Origin of the sequence: Sphingomonas sp. (genome assembly GCF_035490575.1) — a bacterium.
Taxonomy (GTDB): Bacteria; Pseudomonadota; Alphaproteobacteria; order Sphingomonadales; family Sphingomonadaceae; genus Sphingomonas.
Map to the genome: position 1 here is coordinate 1 of NZ_DATJLI010000075.1, position 21,487 is coordinate 21,487.

The window sequence follows — 21,487 nt, forward strand, 5'->3', positions numbered from 1 at the left end:
GGCGGGCGTGGCGTATGAAATGAACGGTCGCGTCGACGTGGGTATCGATCGTGGCGGCAACGGCGCGGGTGGCGATGCGGCGACGCTGACCATTCAGCCGGGCGCGCTGATCTATGCCAACACCACCAACGCAGACAACGACTTCCTGGTCGTCAACCGCGGCTCGGTGATCTCGGCCGAGGGCACCGAAGCCAACCCGATCATCTTCACCGCGCAGCAGAACCTGACCGGCAATGTGACCGACGAGTCGCAGGGCCTGTGGGGCGGCGTCATCCTGTCGGGCCGCGCGCCGATCTCGAACTGCAACCTGTCGGGCGTTGCCGGCGGCGCGGTCAATTGCGAAGCGCTGGTCGAAGGCACCGGCAACGCGCTGTATGGTGGCAATGTCGCAACCGACAGCTCGGGTGTGATGCGCTATGTCCAGATCCGCTATTCGGGCACTGTCATCAGCCCCGGTAACGAGCTTCAGGGTCTGACCACCGCGGGCGTTGGTTCGGGCACGCGTCTGGAAAACATCCAGATCCACAACAGCTCGGACGACGGCGTCGAAATCTTCGGCGGCACGCACAATGCGCGTTACTTCGTGGTGACCGGCGCGGATGACGACAGCATCGATACCGATGTGGGTTGGAAGGGCTTCATGCAGTTCATGATCGCTGCCCAGCGTCCGAACAACACCCAGTCCGACACCTACATGATGGAAATCGATTCGAACGGTAACGAAGATGCGACGCCGCGCCAGAATGGCCGGATCGCGAACTTCACGTTCATCCATCGCTCGAACGGCGTCAACGCGGCGCTGCGTCTGCGCGGCGGTGCGGACTTCACCTTCGCCAACGGCATCATCACCTCGCTGACCGAGCCGTGCCTCAACATCGTCGCCAGCACGACCGCCAACGGCGGCAAGTCGACGATCCGTCCCGCCAATGCGGCGATCGACGAAGCCGGCGCGCCGGTGTTCAACTCGGTCTATTTCGCCTGCGGTGACGGCCTGTCGGCCGAAACCACGCAAAACGGCGTGACCGTGACCAATGCCGAACAGGCAGCAGTGGTCGCCGCCGGTTCGAACAACGTGACCAACGGCACCGCCGCCGCTGCGCTGACCGATGGTCTGCTGCCAGGCACGGGCGCCGCCGCCGTCACGCCGTTCAACGCTTCGACGCTCAACCCGTCGGGTTCGTCGTTCCTGGTCCAGACCAGCTATATCGGTGCGGTCGCCGGCCCGAACGACAACTGGTTCCGCGGTTGGACCTGCAACTCGAACCGCGCCAACTTCGGTTCGACCAGCCAGAGCTGCACCACGGTGCCTGGCCTCTAAGCAACGGTGAACCAATGGCCGAGGGCGGTGGCAAAGGGGCCGCCGCCCTCGGTTTTGCCGTTACTTTTCGACAGCTTCCTGATCCGGAAACCCATGATGACAAAAAAACTCGCATTCGGGACCATGCTCCTGCTCACCTCGCAGCTCGTGGCGCCCGCCGCGCTCGCTCAGGTCACGGGATCGGGAGGCGTGTCGACCACCAATCCACCGGCAGGTCAGGTGACGACGCCCAACGGTTCGGGCGATAGCCAGACCACGCCGCAGACGCTCTCACCCGATACGACCACCAATCAGGCGGGTATCGACCAGGATGTCGAAATTTCCGCGCCCGGCGCCGGCGACGTCAATGAAGACATCGTCGTCATCGGCCGCAACATTCCCAACATCGTCCGCTCGACGCCGCAGGTCGTGTCGGTCCTCTCGACCGAAGATATCGCTCGCACCGGTGAAGGCGATATTGCCGGTGCCCTGACGCGCGTGACCGGCCTCAGCGTGGTCGGCAACGGCTTCGTCTTCGTGCGTGGGCTTGGCGACCGCTATTCGTCGGCGCTGCTCAACGGCTCACCGCTGCCCAGCCCCGAACCGCTGCGCCGCGTCGTGCCGCTCGACATTTTTCCGACCAACCTTGTCGCATCGGCGCTGGTCCAGAAGAGCTATTCGGCCAACTATCCCGGTGAATTCGGCGGTGGCGCGATCAACCTGACGACGCGCGCGGTTCCCGAAGAGAGCTTCATTCAGGTCGGCGGATCGGTCGCGTTCGATACCTATACGACCAGCCAGCTCGGCTATGTCTATGATGGCGGTTCGGCTGACGTGTTTGGCTATGATGACGGCACGCGCACCGTGCCGGGCTTCATCAAGGAAGCCGGCATCAACAATGTCGGCCTGTCGTCGGCGCAAGCCGCGTCGCTTCGTAATGCTGAAACCACGCTGCTTCAGGAAAACAACGACCTGCCCGCCAATTGGGGTGGCGATATCAGCATGGGCACGTCGTTTGACGCGGGCGGCGACACCCGGATCGGCGTGATCGCGGGCGGCGGCATTTCAAACAGTTGGCGCACGCGCCAAGCGATCCAGCAGGTGGCGAACTCGGCCGACGGCAACCTCGCCAGCGATTTCACCGCCGTCACGACCGACAACCGCATTCTGGTCAACGGCCTGTTCGGGCTGGGCGCCGAAGTGGGCGACCACCGTTTCCGCCTGACCAACGTCTATATCCATGACACGCTGAAGCAGGGCATCCTGTCGGCCGGCGATCTCGACAATCTCGGCATTCCCGGCCCCTTCGCGCCGCTGCCGACCTATATCGAGCAATATACCAACTGGTTCGAGCGCCAGTTGTTCACGTCGCAATTCGTCGGCGAGCTGGATTTCGACGCGCTTCAGGTCGATTTCCGCGGGGCCTATGCCAATACCAAGCGCAAGGCGCCGTATGAGCGCGCGTTCCGGTATGAGTATACGACGGCCAACGGCATCAACGATTATATCAACACGCTGGGCGGCACGACCCAGACCGCTTCGGTCGCGTTCAGCGATCTGAACGAGGATCTCTGGTCGGGCGCGGTCGATTTCAGTTATGAATTCAATTTCGATCGGCCGGTCACGCTGTCGGCAGGCTATGCCTATAGCGATGCCCAGCGCGAAGCGAGCCGCTACGTGTTCCGCTATGTCGGGCCGAACAACGCCACGCTGAACAACACGGTCGGTCAGCTGCGCCCCGATTACCTGCTGTCGCAGGCGACGATTGGCTATTACGGCATCAATCTACAGAATATCTCCGGTTCGGGCGCCAACGCCGCACCTGCCTATGACGCCTCGCTTGAGACCCATGCCGGCTACGCGCAGCTTGAGGCCGAAGCGTTCGACGGCGTGCGCGCAACGATCGGTGTGCGGTATGAGGACGCGACCGAGACCGTCGGGCTGATCCGGGCCGATGGCCGTGTTCCGGGCACCAACCTCGCCAACAATTATTTCCTGCCGGCGTCGACCATCACCTGGAACTTCGCCGAAGATATGCAGATCCGTCTGCATGCGTCCAAGACCATCGCCCGTCCGCAGTTTCGCGAACTGGCCCCGCAAATCTATCTCGACTTCGATTCGAACCGTCAGTTCTTCGGTAATCCGAACCTGACCGATTCTGAACTCTACAATCTCGAAGCGCGCTATGAATGGTTCTTTGGCCGTAACGAGCGGTTGACCGCGGCGGGCTTCTTCAAGCGGATTGAAAACCCGATTGAAACGATCGCCCAGATCGCACCGGGGTCGAGCACATTGCTGACCGGCTTTTCCAACGCACCTGAAGCGCGGTTGTGGGGCGGCGAGATCGAGGCGCAGAAATATTTCCCGCTCGATACGCTTGGCTCGCTGTTTACTGGTACGCGCTTGTTGCTGGTGGCCAACTATACTTACACCCAGTCGAACCTCCAGATCGGTGAGCAGCTCGTCTCCAGCCCGATTTTCGGAGCGCCTGACGTGTCCGCCAGCCAGATCTTCCAGGACGGCGCGCCGCTGATCGGTCAGTCGGACCATCTGGTGAATGGCCAGATCGGCCTGGAAAACGAAGAGACCAAGAGCCAGGCGACGCTGCTCATCAACTATGCGAGCGACCGCGTGACCAGCCGTGGTCCGGTGTTCGACGGCCTGCGCCTGCCCGATATTGTCGAGCGTCCGGGCCTGCGCTTCGACCTCGTCTATCGTCAGGGCATCAGCTTCGGCGACGATCAGCAGGTCGAGTTGAAGGTCGAGGCCCGTAACCTGACGCGCACGCGCTACCAGGAGTTCCAGAACTTTCCCAACGATGTCCGGGTCGACACCAACACCTATGATCTCGGTCGCGTCATCACCTTCGGGATCAGCACGCGCTTCTGATCGGCGCCCGCGTCAAATGAAAGGCCCCGGACCGTGCATCCGGGGCCTTTTTCGTTGCATCACCAGCCCCAGGGGCGTTCGCGAAACCATTTGGTGATGACATATTTGGTGCCCGCGCGAACCTTCATCCCGTGGTGCAGGGTGGCGGGATTGGGCCGTCCATCGAGGCGCAGGTTGTTCCACGCCACCAGCTTGCCGGTTTCCGGCTGGATCGTCTTGTCCACTACCTTGAACCGCGTCGCGCCGCCGGCCTCCGGTTCGTTCAGATAAAGCATGACCGTCCAGGTCCGGTTGCCCGCAACGCTGCAAAAGCGACTAAAGTCCACGCCCTGCGGATCGAAATAGTCGGTGTGCGCCTTGAACTCCTGCCCCACGGCGTAACGCTGACCCTGAATCGGCTCACCATGGGCGGGGTCGAGGCCGCAAAACGCCAGGATCGCCGCTTCCAGCTGTGCCACGATCGGCTCGGCCGGATCGAGGTCGCAGGTTTCGCTGGTGCGAAACGCATTGTCGCCATTGGGGTCGGCGATGGTGGAGGGGCGGCGCTCGCGGTCGATCAGCGAGCACAGTGCCGCGCAGTGATCGGCATCAAGAAAGCCGCGCGCCATGAACAGTGCCAGCTTGGGACTGGGCAAGCGCTGCACACCGGGCCGGGCGGCAATATGGGTAATGACGGGTTCGCTGGGATAGCCGGAGCCGAGATTGGTCATGCGCCTATTCTGCCAAACCCGGACGGCGAGGCAAAGTCTGCCATCAAAGCGTAACCTTTCTGACGCATCGCGGTCATCATACAGCGCGCTGTGAGGAACGGCATGGAACGGGTGTGTCGATGAAGACCGGAACCGCGATCGAGGCACTGGCCGCCGATGCCGCCGCGCAGGGGGCGAGCGACATTCATCTCGATTTCGATCCCGACGCGGTTCGCGTGAGGCTGCGTGTCGATGGGCGGTTGCGTGCATGGGTGCCCGCGCGGCTGCAACCCGACCGGCTGCGCGACGCGGCATGGGAAGTGGTCGACACCGGTGCCGACCGGCTGCTCGACTGGCGGGTGGCTGCCTATGCGGATGGCGAGCATCTGGCGCTGCGCCTGCGCGCTGATCGGGCCGGCATGGCCAGTGACAAGTTGACCGACCTGGGCATGGCCGCGGCGCAGGCGCGGTTGATGGTGCGCTCTCTGGAGCGGCCCGGTGGTGCGGTCGTGGTCGCCGGGCGGTCGGGTTCGGGCCGGCGGTCGACGATTGCGTCGTGGATTGCCGGGGAAGCGCGGACGCTCAGCATCGTCGCGATCGGGATCGAAGTGCCGGGTGCGCTGGCGATTGCCGTCGCGCCCCAATTGCCGATGCGTGCGACGATCGAGCGGGCATTGATGCTCGACCCCGACATATTGGTGCTGGGCGACGTGCCCGACCGCGAATCAGCAGCGGTCGCATTTCAGGTCGCGGCCGGCGGGTGCCGTGTGCTGCTGCGTCTCGACGCGCCCGATGCCGTGGCGGCAATCGACCGGCTGCGTGCGCTGGGCGTCGACCGGCTGGCATTGGCGTCGCACCTGATCGCGGTCACGGCACAGCGGCTCGCCGACCGGCTGTGTCCGCGCTGTCGCCAGCCCGTGCAGGCGAGCAACGCCGTCGCGGCATTGCTGGGCTTCGATCCCGGCGCGGTGATCTATGAAAGCACGGGCTGCGGCGATTGCCGTGGCACGGGCGTAATTGGCCGTATCGGCGTGTTCGAGGGCGTCGCCGTCGACAGCGCGGTCGCGCGGCTCATCAACGATGGCGCGGACGCTGCATTGCTGACGCGCCACTTGTTCCTGAATGCCCCGCGCCTCGATTCTGCGGCACGCTCGATGGTTCGCGAGGGGCTGATCGGCGCAACCGAGGCGGTGCGCCTGTCACGCGGGCAGCGCTGAACTTTCGCTGGCGTGCGCGGCGGCGTGCGTTACGGTCGGGCACATGGTTGCAGAGCTGTTGGCCGGTATCGAACTGGGCGGGACCAAGGCGATTGCCGTGTTGGGGCACGGTATCGATCTGGTTGATCGCATCCAGATACCGACCACCACGCCCGACGCTACTTTATGCACCTTGGCCGAACGGCTGGCAAAGTGGCGCTCGGAGCATGGCGTCAGAGCGCTTGGCGTCGCCAGCTTCGGGCCGATCCGCGTCGATCCGGTGGCATCCGATTACGGGCGCATGTTGGCAACGCCCAAAGCGGGCTGGTCCGGGACCGATGTGCTGGGAACATTGGCGCCGGGTTTTGATCGCGCCGCCATCCAGACCGATGTCGTCGCCGCGGCGCTGGCGGAGGGACAGCATGGCGCGGCATGTGGGCTGGATGACTTTGCCTATGTCACGGTCGGGACGGGCGTCGGCATGGGGCTGATCGCCGGCGGTGTGCCGGTTGTCGGCGCGATGCACCCGGAGGCCGGGCACTGGCGCGTGCGCCGCCACTGCGACGATGATTTTTCAGGCGCCTGCCCGTTTCATGGCGATTGCCTTGAAGGGCTGGTCGCCGGACCTTCGCTGGCGCATCGGTTCGGGGTGCCGGGAGATCGGGTGCGTGGCGACGATCCGCGATGGCGTTATGTCGCGGATGCGCTGGCCGAGGCGATGGCGACGCTGTTCCTGGGGTTGGCGACGCAGCGGGTGGTGATTGGCGGCGGCGTGATTTCGGCTCGGCCAGACTTGTTGGCGACCGTTCGCGAAATGACGGTGGGGAAGCTCGCCGGTTATCTGCCGTTCGTCGGTGCCGACAATATCGAAACGCGAATCGTCTCGCCGGTGCTGGAGGATGCCGGGGCGATCGGCGCGCTGCTGATCGCGGCGCGCGCCTGAGTCATGGGGTGGGCGCGGCGGCGGCGCGCTGCATTTCGATGAAGCGGTTCAGCAGGACCAGCCGCTCCGCAATCCCGCGCCGCCAAGGTGCATCGGGGCGGCTGACCGCCAGCGCGCGCAACCACAGCGGCCGGGCGGCGGCAAGATCGCCGGTTCGCACATGGGCCAGCCCTTCGAAGAAATAGGGCGCCGGATGATCGGGATTGAGCTGTCGCGCGCGGTGGAACGCCATTCGAGCCAACGGGGACATCGCCCCGTCGGCACCAGCCGCCCGGAAGCCCAGACCCGTCCAGAGCGGCAGATTTTCGGGTGAGGATCGAACCCCGCCCAGCATCGCGCGCGCCGCACCGCGCTCGTCACCCGAGCGGGCAAGCGCGTCGGCAATGAAGAAATAGCTGTCGGCATATTGGAAACGGCCGAACATCTGCTGGCGCAGCGCCACCAGTTCCTCGTCCGCCATCGCTTCTACCTCGGCCGCGCGGGCGGGGGAAGCGGCGAGCGTGGGTCGCCCCTGCAACGCATAGCCCGTGGCGCCCAGCATGATCGCGGCACCGACGAACCCCGTCAGTGCGCGGGGCAGGCGCATAAACCACATCAGTGCCAGCACCGCCGCCGCGATCAATGCGAGCGCGAACCAGCCCATCAGCCGCGCGCCCGTGCCGTCATGTTCAGGCGCGCCCGATCAGGCGCATCGCCTGGGCATCGGCCACGCGCGCGGCAGGCATGTCGGTGCGCTCGCTCTCGGCCCAGACGGCTTCCAGGCGTTCGGGAATGCGCGCGATGCGGCTTTCCACCTCGGCGCGGTCGCCCTGGCCGAGATATTCGAGGCCGACATTGATGATGCCGCCTGCATTGATGACGTAATCGGGCGCGTAAAGGATGCCGCGATCATGGATCGCCTGCCCCTCGGCTCCGGTCGCGAGCTGGTTGTTCGCGCCGCCGGCCACTGCCTTGCACTTCAGCGCCGCGATCGACGTTTCGGTCAGGATCGCGCCCAGTGCATTGGGGCTGACGATATCGGCTTCGACCGACAGGATCGTGTCGGGATCGACCAGCGTTGCGCCCAGTTCACCAGCCATTGCCAACGCGCGGTCGCGATTGACGTCGGCGATGCTCAGCCGCGCGCCGTCCTTTGCCAGCAACCGGGCCAGGCCGCCGCCGACGCTGCCCAGACCCTGGATCGCGACATGCACGCCAGCCATGTCATCGGTGCCCAGCGCGCGCTTTGCCGCCGCCTTGACGCCCAGATAGATGCCCATTGCGGTGAACGGGCCGGGATCGCCGCCCGCGCCGCCGCTCGACTTGACGGGCAGGCCGGAGGCATAGCGCGTCTCGCCCGAAATCGTCGTCAGATCGGCCTCGGAAATGCCGACATCCTCCGCCGTCACATACCGCCCGCCCAGCGAATCGACCGCGCGGCCAAATGCCTTGAGCATTTCCTGCGTCTTGGTGCGGTTGGCATCGGCCAGGATCACGCCCTTGCCGCCGCCCATCGGCAGACCGGCCATCGCATTCTTGAAGCTCATGCCGCGCGACAGGCGCAGCGCATCGGTGATCGCCGCGCGCGGATCGCCATAATGCCAGAAACGCACGCCACCCGCCGCCGGGCCAAGCGCCGTCGAATGGACGGCGATGACCGCCTGCAAGCCGCTTTCGCGATCGGTGAGCAGATGGACGCCCTCATGGTCGTCGAAGTCGGGAAAGCCCCAGTCGGTAAGCACTGAACAGATCCGCCGGTCGCGAGGGGAAAAGATGGGGCGGACGACGGGACTTGAACCCGCGACCCTCGGTACCACAAACCGATGCTCTAACCAACTGAGCTACGACCGCCGTGAGGAGGTCGCGCCTAACGCCAAATGTTCGCGCGCGCAAGATCGTTGCGCGTGCTTTTCACGCTTTCGCGGCGCATCCGGCTGAAATCGCGTCCTCGATCGCGGTATAGACCATGCCCAGATCGTCCGCGTCGATGCAATATGGCGGCATGACATAGACCGTGTTCCCCAATGGGCGCAGCAGCACGCCCGCCGCCGCGCATTGCGCCTTGATCGCCGGGCCGAGCGTCGAGAGATAGCCCGGCCGGTCGGGGTCCGCGACCTCGAACGCGGTGAGGGTGCCAAGGTGCCGGACATTGGCGACGCCCGGCCAGCCACGGACGCGCGCCGCCCATCCAGCCTGTCGTGCCGCCAGATCGCCCACGCGGTCCGGCACCGGCTCTTCGCGCCAGATCGCCAGATTGGCGGCCGCCGCCGCGCACGCGATCGGGTTCGCTGTATAGCTGGATGAATGAAAGAACATCGCCGCGCGATCGGTCGAATAATGCGCGTCGTAAATCGCCGCGCTGGCCAGCGTGACCGCCAGTGGCAGGCTGCCGCCGGTCAATCCCTTTGACAGGCACATGATGTCGGGCACCACGCCCGCCTGTTCGCAGGCGGTGAGCGTGCCGGTGCGGCCCCAGCCGGTCATCACTTCGTCGGCGATGAAGAGCACGCCGTGCCGCGCGCAGATAGTGTGCATTTCGGCCAGCACCGATGGCGCATAGATCAGCATTCCACCTGCGCCCAGCACCAGCGGCTCGACGATCAGCGCCGCCGGTTTGGCGCGGCACGCAGCCTCCAGCGCATCCAGCGTGGCCTGCGCGGTATCGCCGCCGGGAAAGGGGAGGGTTTCGACATCGAACAGCAGCGGCGCATAGGCCGCGTTGAATACGCCGCGCGCGCCGACCGACATCGCGCCGATGGTATCACCATGATAGCTGTGTTCGAGCACGAGGATGCGGTGCCGCGCCTCGTCCCGACTGGCCCAATAACCCAGCGCCATTTTCAGCGCGACCTCAACACTGGTCGACCCCGAATCGGAAAAGAAGATGTGCGCCAGCGCCGATGGGAACAGCGCAGCCAGTCCCTCGGCTACCGCTTCGGCATAAGGGTGCGTGTGGCCTGCAAAGATGATCTGGTCGCACTGGCCCGCTGCCTCGGCAATCGCGTCGGCGATGCGGGGATGGGCGTGGCCGTGCGTCGTCACCCACCAGCTGGAAATCGCGTCGATCAGCCGATCGCCCCCGTCGGTCCACAGATGCGCGCCCTGTGTGCGGACGATGTTCGGGATTGGCTCGTCCAGGCCATGCTGGGTGAAGGGATGCCAGATCCGCGTGCGCGTCATGCGAAATCCCCGGCGTCGAACCCGCGCGCGAACGCTGCCGCCAGCGCATCGGGCGTGCGTTCGGGCAGCATGTCCAGCCGCCCCAGCCGCCGCACGCCGCCCATTGCGGCGATCGTCGCTTCGCTGTCGGGCACGCTGTCGCCGACAAAGGCGATGCCGTGAACGCGAATGTCGCGGCGCCGCATTGCCTCGATCGACAACAGGCTGTGGTTGATGGTGCCAAGCTCGGTTCGCGCGACGAGGATGACCGGCAGTTCCCATCGCGCGACCAGATCGGCGGTCGGCAATGTGCGCGTCATGGGCACCATCAATCCGCCCGCCAGCTCGACCACCAATGGCCCGTCGGTCGCGGGCGGAGTCAGCCGCGCGGGATCGATAGTCACGCCGTCAATCTCTGCCGCGCGGTGCGGGGAGCAGGGGGTGGACAGCACATAGGCCTCTGGCAGGATGTTTGCGGGATCGACGCCCAGCGCGGTCACGCTCGCGCTGTCGGTGCCCTCATCGGTGCCCGCCTGCACGGGTTTCCAGTAAGTCGCGCCGATCGCGCGGGTCAGCGCGGCGGCGAACACCGTCTTGCCGACGCCGGTGTCGGTCCCCGCGATCACGAAACGGCCGGTCATGAAAGCGCCTCCAGCACATCGGCCAGCGCGTCGATATCGTCCGGCCCGACATTGTTGGTGATCGAAATGCGAAGTCGCGCGGTCCCGGCCGGCACCGTCGGCGGACGGATGCCGCGAACGTCGAACCCGGCGGCCTGAACCGCGCCCGCGACCGCCATCGCGCGCGCATCGTCGCCCAGGATCAGCGGCAGGATCTGTGATCCCGTGGCGGTGACGCCCACCCGCGACAGGCGGCGTTCGGCATGGGCAATGCGATCCCAGAGCGCCGCGCCACGTTCGGGTTCGTCGGCAATGGCGCGCAGCGATTCGCGGACAACCGCCGCCATGATGGGGGAAGGGGCGGTGGAAAAGATGAACCCGCGTCCGCGATTGATGATGAAATCGCGCATTGCCGCCGGCCCGGTCAGCAACGCGCCCTCGGCCCCCATCGCCTTGCCACAAGTGTGCAGCGCGATAACGCGGTCGGCAGGCAGGTCGTGTGCCAGCCCGCGCCCGCCATCGCCGAACACGCCCGTCGCGTGCGCTTCATCGACGACCAGCATCGCATCGTGTCGCATCGCGACCTGAACCAGATCGGCCAGCGGCGCGCGGTCGCCGTCCATGCTGTAAAGGCTTTCGACCGCGATCCACGGCGTGCCCGTGCCGCCCGCGCGCCGCCAGTCGGCAATGGCGTCATCAAATGCCTGGGCATCGTTATGCGCCGCTGTCCGCCGTTCGCCGCGCGACAGGCGCATACCGTCATGCGCGCTGGCATGGACATGTTCGTCATGCACGATCAGGTCGCCGCGCTGGGGCAGGGTGGCGAACAAGGTCAGGTTGGCGACATAGCCGCTGGAGAACCACAAGGCCGCCGGATGGCCGAAATGCGCCGCCGCCTCATGCTCCAGCGCCTCGATCTCCGTGTGGTTGCCGCGCAGCAGGCGTGACCCGCCGGAGCCGACCGCGACGCCGCGCGCGATGGCGTCGCTGGCCGCGCGCGCCAGCCGGGGCGATCCTGCCAGCCCCAGATAATCGTTTGACGCAAAGTCCGCACCCGCGCGCGGGGCGAGCGACCGGCGCCGACCGATCGCCGTCAGTGCCTCCAGATCGGCAAGCTGCGCCAACAGCATCAGCCGCGCCGCCGTTGCTGCGACAGCACCTCATACGCCATCACCGCCGTTGCCACCGCCGCGTTCAGGCTGTCGGCCTTGCCCAGCATCGGCATCCGCACGCGGGTGTCGCACGCATCGGCATAGGCAGAGGGCAGCCCTTGCGCCTCATTCCCGGTCAGCAGGAATGTCGGGGGCGCGTAATCGGGCGTTTGGTAATCGACGTCGGTATCGAGGCTGAGCGCGACCAATTGTCCCGGCCCCTGCCGCAGCCATGCAATGAAATCGGTCCAGTGCGTCCGCACGATGGGCACGGTGAACAATGCGCCCATGCTGGCGCGCACGGCCTCCACCGAAAAGGGGTCGACGCAATCGTCGATCAGGATCAGCGCGCCCGCACCCACCGCATCCCCGGTGCGAAGGATGGTGCCCAGATTGCCGGGATCGCGCAGCCGCTCCGCCACCAGCCAGATGCCCGCTGAATGCCGGTCCAGATCGGCAAGCGCCGTTTCGAACTCGGCGAACACGCCGACCACCGCGCCCGGATTATCCTTGCCCGACAGCTTTGACAGGATGTCGGGCGTCGTCTCGATCGCGTCGCCGCCCGCGGCCTCTACCGCGTCGACCAGTGCAACGACCAGCGGATGCCGCGCGCTGTCGGCGGCGAAGAACATCTGTTCGGGCAATCGACCGCCCTCGCGCGCTTCAGTGAGGATTCGCAGCCCCTCGGCCAGGAAGCGGCGCTGCAACCGGCGATGCTTCTTGTCGCGCAGCTCGCGCGCGGCCTTTACGGCGGGGTTGGAATAGGCGGTGATGATGCGGGGCATTTCGCGCGGTTCCATGCCCGCCGCGGCGGCTGTCGGCAAGGGCGCCGGCGGCTCAGCCGGTCAGTCGCGTGCGTGCCGCCTGATATTCGGACGCCAGCCGGTCGACCATGGTTGCGACGCTTTCCACCGCATTGACCGCGCCGATGCCCTGGCCCGATCCCCAGATGTCGCGCCACGCCTTGGCCTTGCTGTTCCCGCCCGATCCGAAATTCATGGCCGACGGATCGCTGACCGGCAGATTGTCTGGGTCCAGCCCCGCCGCCTCGATTGAGGCGCGCAGGTAATTGCCGTGAACGCCGGTGAACAGGTTGGTATAGACGATATCGGCGGCGCGCCCGTCGACAATACCCTGTTTATAGGTGGCTTCGGCATTGGCTTCGGTGGTGGCGATGAAGGGGGAGCCGATATAGGCAAGGTCGGCGCCCGCCGCCTGCGCCGCCAGCACCGCACCGCCATTGGCGATGGCGCCCGACAGCAGCACCGGGCCGTCGAACCATTGACGCACTTCCTGGGTAAAGGCGAAGGGATTGAGCCGGCCGGCATGGCCGCCCGCGCCCGCCGTCACCAGGATCAGGCCGTCGGCGCCCTTTTCCACCGCCTTGTGCGCGAAGCGGTCGTCGATCACGTCATGCAGCGTGATTCCGCCCCAGCCATGGACGGCGGTGTTCAATTCCTCCCGCGCGCCGAGCGAGGTGATGATGATCGGCACCTGCCATTTGGCGCAGGTCGCCAGATCGGCCTCAAGCCGGTCGTTCGATTTGTGGACGATCTGATTGACCGCGAACGGCGCGGCGGGGGTGTCGGGATGGGCGCGGTTCCACGCGGCCAGTTCCTCGGTAATGCGGTGCAGCCATTCATCCAGCATCGTCTGCGGCCGGGCATTGAGCGCGGGAAACGATCCGACGATCCCTGCCTTGCACTGGGCGATGACCAGTTCGGGACCGGAAATGATGAACATCGGGCTGGCCACGATCGGCAACCGCAGACGATCGAACAGAGGAGGTAGCGCCATGACACGTTTCATAGCGCAACCGAAATCACTGTCCAGCGCTCGCGCGTCCACCCCCGCCCCGAAACCGATCGTCGCAGACGGATTTGCACGCGTTGACAGTCGCATGGGCGCTCGCGATGGTCGCGGCAGGAGCGATCGGAAAGAGGTCGGCGATGATCCGTGCAGCGATATTGTCAGCGATTGCCCTGACCCAGTCTAAACCCGCCGCGCCGCCCCCCGGACCGCCGCCGCCAGTATATGATCCGTCGGGCGATGCGCGACTGCTGCGATGGATGCCGTCCCCGATCCGATGCGCTGGTGCCGACGTGGATGCCACGGCGCTTCGACCCTATGGCGCGCTGGCGCGGGGGTCGCGCGAACCGGTCGATCAGCAACTGCGGTTCGACATCGATGCGCGCGGTCGTGCGGTCGGCATCGCGATGGTCGAAACGCCGGGACCGGCGCAACCGATATGGCAACCGGGGCGCGAGGATGTGGTGCCTTCGCTCGCGGCATCGGACCTGAGCGCGGCGCGCGACAAGCGGGATTGCCGCATCACCTATCGCGCCCAAGCTGTTCCGATCGAAACTGCGCCGGTGGCTGACCTGATTTCCTACACCATCACTCCGCTGAACGGCGCGATGCCCGAAGCGGGATGGTCGCGGATTCGCGGCGGCGTCGATGATTGCATCAGGCCGCCGCGCGCCGAATGGTTGACGCGGGTCATGCCGGACTGGCGAAATGTGCCGGGAAAGCCGGGCGCGCGCGACTGGGTGCTGATGGGGTATGAGATGGACGGCGACGGCCGACCGCAGCAGGTGCGTGTCGTAACCGGCACCGGCAATGCCGACGTGGAAGCCGCCGCGAACGAAGCGCTGGAAAAGTCCCAACTCGTGACCGATGGGCCGCGACGTGGGTGCCTCGCCCCTTTCGTTCGACCGGCGGGTCGATTGCTGCCGCCTGAACCACCCGAAATCGCCGCGCTCCGTCCCGCCGGGGCGACTTGCCCCAGACAGGCCGATTGGGAGACGCCGCCACGTCTGACCTTTCCCGAACCGTTCGGACGGCGCTCGATCGAGGGGTGGGCGGTCATCGCCTACGACGTCGCCCCGTGGGGGCAGGTCGGCAATCTGCACGTGCTTGCCGCACAACCCGCCGCCGATTTCGGAACGGCCGCGCTGGGCGTGCTACGCGCAGCCAAGCGAAAGCCGGTCAATGGCGCCGGCTATTCGGGCTGCGTCGACCGCGTTTATTTCAAGATGGGCGTCAGCAACCTCGACTGACGCCCATTTCGGTCGCGGCGATCAGTGCAATGCCGCCTGAGTCGTTTCGGTGCGAGCCTGGGGCAGACCCTGTCCCTTGCATACCGACGCCGCCTCGAAATCGGCGATGCGCCAGTGATCGGTGCGCCGCGCGAGGATCACGCAATCGGCGGACGCGACCGGTGCGCCGTCCTGACAGTCGCGGATCGTCAGGAACGCGCGAACCCTCAACTCGCGTCCGCTTTCGGAGCGGTCGACGATGATGTTGGTGAAATGGTGCCGCCAGTTCCCGCCGCTCTTGTCGTGCAGCGTGTCGGGCACCGCCATGATTGCGGCACGTCCGTCGAGCACGCCGCTGCTGGCGGTGCGATAGCGCGCGTCGATGGTGAACACCTGTTCCCATTCGCCGCTGTCACGGTGGTCGACCGCCCAGCAATAGCGGCTGAGCAGTTCATGCACCTCCAATTTGGTGGCGGGGTCGACGCTTGAAACGGTCATGACACCTCTCCTTTATTGGTATGTGATACCAACATTCCACAATCGGAAAGGTTCGCCAAGCCAGCGATTCCAATGGGTCAACCCGTGCCGCGCCCGGTCTTTTCCTGCAAGGCGTCGATCCGCTTCGACGCGTCGGCCTTGTTCAGCGTGTCGTCGAACGGTTCGCCCGCTTCCTCGCTCAGCGTCTTGAGGTAGCTGGCCTGCGCGCCCGTCATCGGCTCGTCGCCGGTGGTCCAGTCGTCGGGGTCCTTTTCGGCGTTCGAAAACGGTTCGGTCTTGGGATCGGGGGTGTTGGCCACGAAAGCATCTCCTTCCGTGGCCAAACGCCCGATGTTCTTATTGCGTTCCGTCAGGCGGTCCATGCCTCGAACGGCAGGTCGAGTGCTTCGGCCACGGCGGCGTGGCGGATCTTGCCGTTCGACACGTTCAGGCCGTTCGCCAGATGCCGGTCGGCACGCATCGCGGCCTCAGCGCCCAGATTGGCGATGCGAAGCGCATAGGGCAAAGTCGCGTTGTTCAGTGCAAAGGCACTGGTGCGCGCGACCGCGCCGGGCATGTTGGCGACGCAATAATGGATCACGCCGTCGATCTCGAACACCGGGTCTTCATGCGTGGTCGCATGGCTGGTTTCGAAACAGCCGCCCTGGTCGATGGCGATGTCGACCAGCACCGAACCGCGCTTCATCGTCTTCACCATTTCGCGCGTCACCAGCTTGGGCGCGGCGGCGCCGGGGACCAGCACCGCGCCGATCACCAGATGCGCGTTGCGGACGGCGGCGGCGACGGCGGCCTTGCTGGCATAGGCGGTCTTGATCTGGCTGGAAAAGAACATGTCCAGTTCGGCCAGACGATCGTTGTTGATGTCATAGATGGTGACATCGGCACGCATCCCCACCGCCATCTGGGCCGCGTTCACCCCAGAGACGCCGCCACCCAGGATGGCGACACGCGCCGGCGCCACGCCGGGCACGCCGCCCAGCAGCACGCCGCGCCCGCCCTGTTCCTTTTCCAGATAATGCGCGCCGACCTGCACCGACATGCGGCCCGCAACCTCGCTCATCGGCTTGAGCAGCGGCAGCGAGCGCGAGTCGCTGGTCACGGTTTCATATGCGATGCAGGTCGCGCCCGACCGGATCAGCCCTTCGGTCTGCGGCTTGTCGGCGGCGAGGTGAAGATAGGTAAACAGCGTGTGGCGCGGCTCCAGCATCGCCACTTCCTGCGGCTGCGGCTCCTTGACCTTCACGATCATGTCGGCCGCGGCGAACACGTCCGCGGCGGTCGCGACGATGCGGGCGCCGGCGTTCACATAATCCTGGTCCTCGAAATCGATGCCGCCGCCGGCATTGGTTTCGACAATCACCTCATGCCCGGCGGCGACCAGTTCGGCGACCGACGGCGGGGTCAGCCCGACGCGATATTCGTGGTTCTTGATTTCCTTGGGGACACCGATCCGCATCGCAATTCTCCTGAAACCCGTTTCCAGCGACACTATCAGATTGGCGGCTCGATATCCGTGCAAAATGGGCGGCCATCGACATCGAATGTGCATGATCCGTGCGTCCGATCTATGATATCCGCCCGAACCATGCAGATTGACCGGATCGATCAAGCCATTCTGCGCGCGCTGGCGAGCGATGCGCGCGCCACCGTCTCCCGCGTGGCCGAACAATGCGGCCTGTCGCAATCGGCCTGTTCGCGGCGCATCCAGTCGCTGGAGCAGGCCGGGGCCATTCGCGGCTATGGCGCGCGGCTGGGCGGCAAGCGGCTGGGCTTTCACGTGACCGCCCTGGTCGACATCACACTGGCGACTCAGGTCGAAGAGGATCTGGCGGCGTTCGAACGCGCGGTCGGGCGTATTCCCGGCATTATTTCCTGCGCGCTGGTATCGGGGCATCAGGATTACCGGCTGACCATCCTGGCCCGCGACCTGGACGATTACGAACGGCTGCACCGCGAACATCTGGGCCGTTTGCCGGGGGTTACGACGATCGCGTCCAGCTTTGTCCTGCGCGAAGTGCCCACCCTGACCGAAGCGGACGCCGTGCTGGGCTGAACCGGTCCAATCCCCACCGGATCGCTTCGCGTTGCGGTGCGGTATCGCCGGTGCTAACGCGCCGCCGGTTGGATTTGAAGGATCGGAAAGTCGCGTTCGCGATGATGTCGTTTGCACCCGCCAGCCAGAAATGTCGCGCCCGTGGCTGAAGGCGATGGCGTGACCCCGGTGTCAACGGTCGATTTGGCCGCTGCGGACGGTCATCATCACCACGCACAGGCCGGCTGGAAGCTGGCGGTCAGCGCCGTCGGCGTCGTGTTCGGCGATATCGGCACCAGCCCGCTTTACGCGTTCCGCGAAACCTTTGCCGGGCATCACCCGCTGGCGCTCGACCGGCTGCACATCATGGGCGTCATCAGCCTGATGTTCTGGTCGATGATGATCGTGGTGACGCTGAAATATGTCAGCATCATCATGCGCGCCGACAACAAGGGCGAGGGCGGCAGCCTGGCGTTGCTGGCGCTGATTTCGGGCCGGTCGTCGGGACAGCGCTGGACGCGGGGCATCGTGCTGCTGGGCGTGTTCGCAACCGCACTGTTTTACGGCGACTCGATGATTACGCCGGCGGTGTCGGTGCTGGGCGCGGTGGAGGGGCTGTCGGTCGCCGCACCCGCATTTGCCGGGCTGGTCCTGCCGATCGCGGTGATGATCCTGGTATTCCTGTTTTCGATCCAGCGTAACGGCACGGCGCGTGTCGGTGCGTTTTTCGGACCGATCATGATTACCTATTTCGTCGTCATCGCGACGCTGGGGGTCATCAGCATCGTCGCCGATCCCGGCATCCTGTGGGCGCTGACGCCCGACCATGCGGTCATGTTCTTCGTCTATGATCCGCTGGCGGCGTTTCTGGCGCTGGGTTCGGTCGTGCTGGCGGTGACAGGGGCAGAGGCGCTGTATGCCGATATGGGGCATTTCGGCCGCAATCCGATCCGCGTATCCTGGCTGTGGTTCGTGCTGCCCGCACTGATGCTGAACTATATGGGGCAGGGCGCGCTGCTGATGCGCGATGCCGGGGCGCTGGAAAGCCCGTTCTACATGCTGGCGCCCGAATCGCTGCGGCTGCCGCTGGTGCTGCTGGCTACCATGGCGGCGATCATCGCCAGCCAGGCGGTAATTTCCGGGGCCTTTTCGGTCACGCAGCAGGCGATCCAGCTCGGCTTCATGCCGCGCCTTCGCATCGATCACACCAGCGCGGCGACGGCGGGGCAGATCTATATCCCGCTCATCAACTGGCTGCTGATGGCCATGGTGATCGTGCTGGTCCTGACGTTCCAGTCGTCGTCCAACCTGACTTCGGCCTATGGCATCGCGGTCACGGGGGCGATGTTCATCGACACGTGTCTGCTGGCGGTCGTGCTGTTCGTGCTGTGGCAGTGGAAATGGTGGCAGGCGGCGCCCTTGCTGCTGCTGTTCTTCGTGGTCGACCTCGCCTATTTCGCGGCCAATCTGACCAAGGTGCCCGATGGCGGCTGGTTTCCGCTGTTCGTCGGTTTCGTCATCTTCACGCTGCTGACCACCTGGTCCAAGGGGCGCAAGCTGATGATCGCGCGGCTGCGGGAAAGCGCGATGCCGATCAAGGTATTCATCCAGTCGGCCGCCAATTCGGCGACGCGCGTGCCGGGCACCGCGGTGTTCATGACGTCGACGCCCGAGGGGGTGCCGCACGCGCTGCTCCACAACCTCAAGCACAACAAGGTGCTGCACGACCGTGTCATCCTGTTGACGGTCAAGATCGTCGATGAGCCTTATGTGGCGGAAGGGGAGCGCGTGGGGCTGGAACATCTGGAATGGGGCTTTCACCGCATGATCCTGCGCTATGGGTTCATGGAGGAGGTCGACGTCCCCGCCGCGCTCAAACGTGTGAACAATTGCGAGGGCGAGTTCCGGATGATGGAAACCAGCTTCTTCCTTGCGCGCCAGACGCTGTTGCCATCGACGCAGCCGGGCATGATGATCTGGCGCGAAAAGCTGTTCGCCTGGATGCTTCGCAACGCCGAAAGCGCGATGGAGTTCTTCCGCCTGCCGACCAACCGCGTGGTCGAACTGGGCAGTCAGGTCGAGATTTGAGCACGGCCCCCGAACCCGCGCCGATCATCGTCACGGCGCTGTTCGGGCATGAGGACGCGGCATGGCTGACGGGGATGCGCCGCCGGCATTTCCCGCCCGAGCGCAATTATCTCGACGCGCATCTAACCTTGTTCCACCATATCGCCCCCGCGCTGGCCGACGAACTGAAGCGCCGGCTGGCGCAGGAGACGCGGGGCGTTGCCGCACCGCGCGCGATGCTGGCGGGCGTGATGTCGCTGGGGCGCGGCACGGCGTTTCGTGTTGAAAGTCCCGAGCTTGAAGCAATTCGCACCCGGTTGGCGGACGCGTTTCTCGGTATGTTGATGCCGCAGGACCAGGCCGGATGGCGCCCGCACGTCACCATCCAGAACAAGGTCGAGCCGGGCGTTGCACGCACCTTGAAGGCACGACTGGAGGCCGATTACGCGCCCCGGCCGCTGGCGATCGCGGGGCTTGGCGCATGGTGGTATCGCGGCGGCCCGTGGGAGCCGCTTTCGCGCCACATGTTCGCTTGACGCTATACGCACCAGTGCGTATGTGGCCCGCCTTGCCGCTGATCCAGCGGCTTGGCCGTGGGGCGAAGTAGCTCAGTTGGTTAGAGCAGCGGAATCATAATCCGCGTGTCGGGGGTTCAAGTCCCTCCTTCGCTACCACCACCCGATATTCGCGGCAAAACCGCTCCTCACTGGCCGCGATCGAGCGTGTCGCTGGGTTTGCGCGCGTCGCCTTCCTTTTGATGCTCGGTCGACAGGTTTGGCGTGGATTGGGTCTTGGTCGCAGTGTCGGGGGCGACCGGCTTATGTCCGGGTTCGGTGGACAGGTTGGGGTCCGGCTGGGTTTCGGTGTGTTCGTTGCTCATGTCGGCGGCTCCTTGTCGTGAATCAACGAGCGCGTGATGCGGCCTGTTCCCAAGCAACGACCCGCCTCGACTGAAAGCCGCAGCGGGCCGCCTTCGTCCCCGGGAAGCTCGTGTCAGGCGGCGAACTGGTTCATCGTGCTGTGGGCGACCCCAGCCTTGAGAGCGGCTTCGCCCGCGAAATATTCCTTGTGATCGTCGCCAATGTCGGACCCGGTCATGTTCTGATGGCGGAGACAGGCGATGCCCTGGCGAATCCCGGCGTGCTGGACTGGACATGCTTCGCTGCGGAGCGCCGCGATTTACGCGACAGCGGATTGTCGTTCAGGTAAAGTCTTCACTGAATACGCGTTGCCTTCACCACGGTGACGGGCTGGGCAATCATCTGGTTGGGGAAATGCCCGCCGGGCTTGGTCGGCGAATCGAGGATGGCGTGGATCGTCTCCATTCCCTCCACCACGCGGCCGAATGCCGCATAGCCCAGATTGTCGCCGGGTTTGGCCGGATCGGCGTCGAGCGAGGGCTGGTCGCCGATGCTGATGGTGAAGTCGCCGCGCGCGCTGCCGGGTTCGAACCGCGCCACGCTGATCGCACCGTCGACATGGCGCACGCCCGTCTTGGTCGTGGGTTCATGCGGGATCGGAGGCAGCGCGCGCTTGGGGTCGTTCTGCACGCCGAACTGGACGAAGCCGAACTTGTCGCCTGCCTTCACCGTTCGATAGAAGGTGATGCCGTCCAGCCGCTTCTGATCGACATATTTCAGGAAATTGGCGGCGGTGACGGGTGCGCGCTCGACTTCGACCGCGACGACGAAGCGGCCCTTGTCGGTTTCGATCGCAACCCGTTCGGTGCGCGGGACCGGCGTCGTGGGTGCCGCCGGCGCGGGGGCGGGCACCGGCGCGACCTGCAACGCCAGACCGATTGCAGCCGAAACGATCCCCATCATGCCCACAAGCCGAACTCCTTTGCGATGTGCCCATGCCCGCCCCATGTTGCAGGCTGATGCCCGCCTGACCTACAGGCTGGGCGATACCACGCCGATTATGGACGAA

At 65.5% G+C, this 21,487-nt stretch carries 21 protein-coding genes and 2 tRNA genes; 9 read left to right on the top strand and 14 right to left on the bottom strand.

The features are described 5' to 3' along the window. On the top strand, positions 1-1,318 hold a 1,318-nt coding region (locus tag VL973_RS05550; RefSeq protein ID WP_325283036.1), incomplete at its 5' end, for a hypothetical protein. A gap of 123 nt (positions 1,319-1,441) precedes the next feature. Continuing rightward, positions 1,442-4,186: a TonB-dependent receptor domain-containing protein gene (locus VL973_RS05555; protein ID WP_325283037.1), complete on the top strand. Its 2,745-nt coding sequence runs from the start codon at positions 1,442-1,444 to the stop codon at positions 4,184-4,186. Between the two features lie 59 nt (positions 4,187-4,245). Here the strand turns inward: VL973_RS05555 and VL973_RS05560 are convergent, their stop codons facing one another. Then, positions 4,246-4,896, bottom strand: coding sequence for a prolyl hydroxylase family protein (locus VL973_RS05560; protein ID WP_325283038.1), 651 nt, complete (start codon positions 4,894-4,896; stop codon positions 4,246-4,248). Positions 4,897-5,015: 119 nt separating this feature from the next. On the opposite strand from VL973_RS05560, the gene VL973_RS05565 reads away from it, so the two are divergent. Together VL973_RS05565 and VL973_RS05570 are read left to right on the top strand one after the other, a co-directional pair. Continuing rightward, positions 5,016-6,092 (top strand): ATPase, T2SS/T4P/T4SS family, encoded by a 1,077-nt coding sequence (locus VL973_RS05565; protein WP_325283039.1) that lies wholly within the window; start codon positions 5,016-5,018, stop codon positions 6,090-6,092. 43 nt (positions 6,093-6,135) lie between these two features. Beyond that, a complete protein-coding gene (locus tag VL973_RS05570) occupies positions 6,136-7,014 on the top strand; it encodes an ROK family protein (protein WP_325283040.1) in 879 nt (292 codons plus the stop codon). 1 nt (position 7,015) lies between these two features. On the opposite strand, the gene VL973_RS05575 is transcribed toward VL973_RS05570, so the two are convergent. From VL973_RS05575 to VL973_RS05610, 8 genes are all read right to left on the bottom strand, one after another. Further along, positions 7,016-7,657 carry a tetratricopeptide repeat protein gene (locus VL973_RS05575; protein ID WP_325283041.1) on the bottom strand — a complete coding sequence of 214 codons (642 nt, stop codon included), beginning with the start codon at positions 7,655-7,657 and terminating at the stop codon, positions 7,016-7,018. A gap of 25 nt (positions 7,658-7,682) precedes the next feature. After that, positions 7,683-8,735 (bottom strand): Glu/Leu/Phe/Val family dehydrogenase, encoded by a 1,053-nt coding sequence (locus tag VL973_RS05580; protein WP_325283042.1) that lies wholly within the window; start codon positions 8,733-8,735, stop codon positions 7,683-7,685. A 32-nt stretch (positions 8,736-8,767) separates the two neighbouring features. Next, positions 8,768-8,844, bottom strand: a tRNA-His gene (locus VL973_RS05585). Positions 8,845-8,904: 60 nt separating this feature from the next. After that, positions 8,905-10,173: an adenosylmethionine--8-amino-7-oxononanoate transaminase gene (locus tag VL973_RS05590; protein ID WP_325283043.1), complete on the bottom strand. Its 1,269-nt coding sequence runs from the start codon at positions 10,171-10,173 to the stop codon at positions 8,905-8,907. Further along, positions 10,170-10,793 (bottom strand): dethiobiotin synthase, encoded by a 624-nt coding sequence (gene bioD, locus VL973_RS05595; protein ID WP_325283044.1) that lies wholly within the window; start codon positions 10,791-10,793, stop codon positions 10,170-10,172. The genes VL973_RS05590 and bioD overlap by 4 nt, the downstream gene beginning before the upstream one ends. Continuing rightward, positions 10,790-11,902: an 8-amino-7-oxononanoate synthase gene (locus VL973_RS05600; protein ID WP_325283045.1), complete on the bottom strand. Its 1,113-nt coding sequence runs from the start codon at positions 11,900-11,902 to the stop codon at positions 10,790-10,792. The genes bioD and VL973_RS05600 overlap by 4 nt, the downstream gene beginning before the upstream one ends. Further along, the gene (locus VL973_RS05605) at positions 11,902-12,708 is read right to left on the bottom strand and encodes a TrmH family RNA methyltransferase (RefSeq protein WP_325283046.1); all 807 of its coding nucleotides are present in this window, start codon (positions 12,706-12,708) and stop codon (positions 11,902-11,904) included. The genes VL973_RS05600 and VL973_RS05605 overlap by 1 nt, the downstream gene beginning before the upstream one ends. A 52-nt stretch (positions 12,709-12,760) precedes the next feature. Next, positions 12,761-13,720, bottom strand: a complete 960-nt coding sequence (locus VL973_RS05610; protein ID WP_325283047.1) for an NAD(P)H-dependent flavin oxidoreductase — start codon at positions 13,718-13,720, stop codon at positions 12,761-12,763. 152 nt (positions 13,721-13,872) lie between these two features. Between VL973_RS05610 and VL973_RS05615 the strand changes: the two genes are divergently transcribed. After that, positions 13,873-14,982 carry an energy transducer TonB gene (locus VL973_RS05615; RefSeq protein WP_325283048.1) on the top strand — a complete coding sequence of 370 codons (1,110 nt, stop codon included), beginning with the start codon at positions 13,873-13,875 and terminating at the stop codon, positions 14,980-14,982. Between the two features lie 21 nt (positions 14,983-15,003). On the opposite strand, the gene VL973_RS05620 is transcribed toward VL973_RS05615, so the two are convergent. From VL973_RS05620 to ald, 3 genes are all read right to left on the bottom strand, one after another. Beyond that, positions 15,004-15,459, bottom strand: coding sequence for a nuclear transport factor 2 family protein (locus VL973_RS05620; protein WP_325283049.1), 456 nt, complete (start codon positions 15,457-15,459; stop codon positions 15,004-15,006). A 77-nt stretch (positions 15,460-15,536) separates the two neighbouring features. Further along, a complete protein-coding gene (locus VL973_RS05625) occupies positions 15,537-15,758 on the bottom strand; it encodes a DUF3072 domain-containing protein (RefSeq protein ID WP_325283050.1) in 222 nt (73 codons plus the stop codon). 50 nt (positions 15,759-15,808) lie between these two features. Beyond that, positions 15,809-16,915, bottom strand: a complete 1,107-nt coding sequence (ald, locus tag VL973_RS05630) for an alanine dehydrogenase (protein WP_325283051.1) — start codon at positions 16,913-16,915, stop codon at positions 15,809-15,811. Positions 16,916-17,044: 129 nt separating this feature from the next. Here ald and VL973_RS05635 point away from each other — a divergent pair, with 129 nt between their 5' ends. The 4 genes from VL973_RS05635 to VL973_RS05650 all read left to right on the top strand — a co-directional run bounded on the left by VL973_RS05635 (position 17,045) and on the right by VL973_RS05650 (position 20,232). Next, complete coding sequence (locus VL973_RS05635; protein ID WP_325283052.1) at positions 17,045-17,512, top strand: Lrp/AsnC family transcriptional regulator; 468 nt, start codon at positions 17,045-17,047, stop codon at positions 17,510-17,512. A gap of 168 nt (positions 17,513-17,680) precedes the next feature. Next, complete coding sequence (locus VL973_RS05640) at positions 17,681-19,579, top strand: potassium transporter Kup (RefSeq protein ID WP_325283061.1); 1,899 nt, start codon at positions 17,681-17,683, stop codon at positions 19,577-19,579. Beyond that, positions 19,576-20,094: a 2'-5' RNA ligase family protein gene (locus VL973_RS05645; protein ID WP_325283053.1), complete on the top strand. Its 519-nt coding sequence runs from the start codon at positions 19,576-19,578 to the stop codon at positions 20,092-20,094. Before VL973_RS05640 ends, VL973_RS05645 begins: the two co-directional genes overlap by 4 nt. A 61-nt stretch (positions 20,095-20,155) precedes the next feature. Continuing rightward, positions 20,156-20,232, top strand: a tRNA-Met gene (locus VL973_RS05650). A 29-nt stretch (positions 20,233-20,261) separates the two neighbouring features. Here VL973_RS05650 and VL973_RS05655 read toward each other — a convergent pair. After that, entirely contained in the window at positions 20,262-20,438 is a 177-nt protein-coding gene (locus tag VL973_RS05655) for a hypothetical protein (RefSeq protein ID WP_325283054.1), read from the bottom strand. Positions 20,439-20,772: 334 nt separating this feature from the next. Beyond that, positions 20,773-21,381 (bottom strand): peptidylprolyl isomerase, encoded by a 609-nt coding sequence (locus VL973_RS05660; protein WP_325283062.1) that lies wholly within the window; start codon positions 21,379-21,381, stop codon positions 20,773-20,775. Between the last annotated feature and the right edge of the window lie 106 nt (positions 21,382-21,487).

What these genes read in the sequence shown, in the direction of transcription:
- bioD (WP_325283044.1), bottom strand. Translation starts at nt 10,793, where the DNA reads ATGACCGGCCGTTTCGTGATCGCGGGGACCGACACCGGCGTCGGCAAG.
- VL973_RS05575 (WP_325283041.1), bottom strand. Translation starts at nt 7,657, where the DNA reads ATGGGCTGGTTCGCGCTCGCATTGATCGCGGCGGCGGTGCTGGCACTG.
- VL973_RS05615 (WP_325283048.1), top strand. Translation starts at nt 13,873, where the DNA reads ATGATCCGTGCAGCGATATTGTCAGCGATTGCCCTGACCCAGTCTAAA.
- VL973_RS05655 (WP_325283054.1), bottom strand. Translation starts at nt 20,438, where the DNA reads ATGAGCAACGAACACACCGAAACCCAGCCGGACCCCAACCTGTCCACC.
- VL973_RS05600 (WP_325283045.1), bottom strand. Translation starts at nt 11,902, where the DNA reads ATGCTGTTGGCGCAGCTTGCCGATCTGGAGGCACTGACGGCGATCGGT.
- VL973_RS05635 (WP_325283052.1), top strand. Translation starts at nt 17,045, where the DNA reads ATGCAGATTGACCGGATCGATCAAGCCATTCTGCGCGCGCTGGCGAGC.
- VL973_RS05605 (WP_325283046.1), bottom strand. Translation starts at nt 12,708, where the DNA reads ATGCCCCGCATCATCACCGCCTATTCCAACCCCGCCGTAAAGGCCGCG.
- VL973_RS05555 (WP_325283037.1), top strand. Translation starts at nt 1,442, where the DNA reads ATGCTCCTGCTCACCTCGCAGCTCGTGGCGCCCGCCGCGCTCGCTCAG.
- VL973_RS05660 (WP_325283062.1), bottom strand. Translation starts at nt 21,381, where the DNA reads ATGATGGGGATCGTTTCGGCTGCAATCGGTCTGGCGTTGCAGGTCGCG.
- VL973_RS05570 (WP_325283040.1), top strand. Translation starts at nt 6,136, where the DNA reads ATGGTTGCAGAGCTGTTGGCCGGTATCGAACTGGGCGGGACCAAGGCG.
- VL973_RS05620 (WP_325283049.1), bottom strand. Translation starts at nt 15,459, where the DNA reads ATGACCGTTTCAAGCGTCGACCCCGCCACCAAATTGGAGGTGCATGAA.
- VL973_RS05610 (WP_325283047.1), bottom strand. Translation starts at nt 13,720, where the DNA reads ATGGCGCTACCTCCTCTGTTCGATCGTCTGCGGTTGCCGATCGTGGCC.
- VL973_RS05560 (WP_325283038.1), bottom strand. Translation starts at nt 4,896, where the DNA reads ATGACCAATCTCGGCTCCGGCTATCCCAGCGAACCCGTCATTACCCAT.
- VL973_RS05590 (WP_325283043.1), bottom strand. Translation starts at nt 10,173, where the DNA reads ATGACGCGCACGCGGATCTGGCATCCCTTCACCCAGCATGGCCTGGAC.
- VL973_RS05565 (WP_325283039.1), top strand. Translation starts at nt 5,016, where the DNA reads ATGAAGACCGGAACCGCGATCGAGGCACTGGCCGCCGATGCCGCCGCG.
- ald (WP_325283051.1), bottom strand. Translation starts at nt 16,915, where the DNA reads ATGCGGATCGGTGTCCCCAAGGAAATCAAGAACCACGAATATCGCGTC.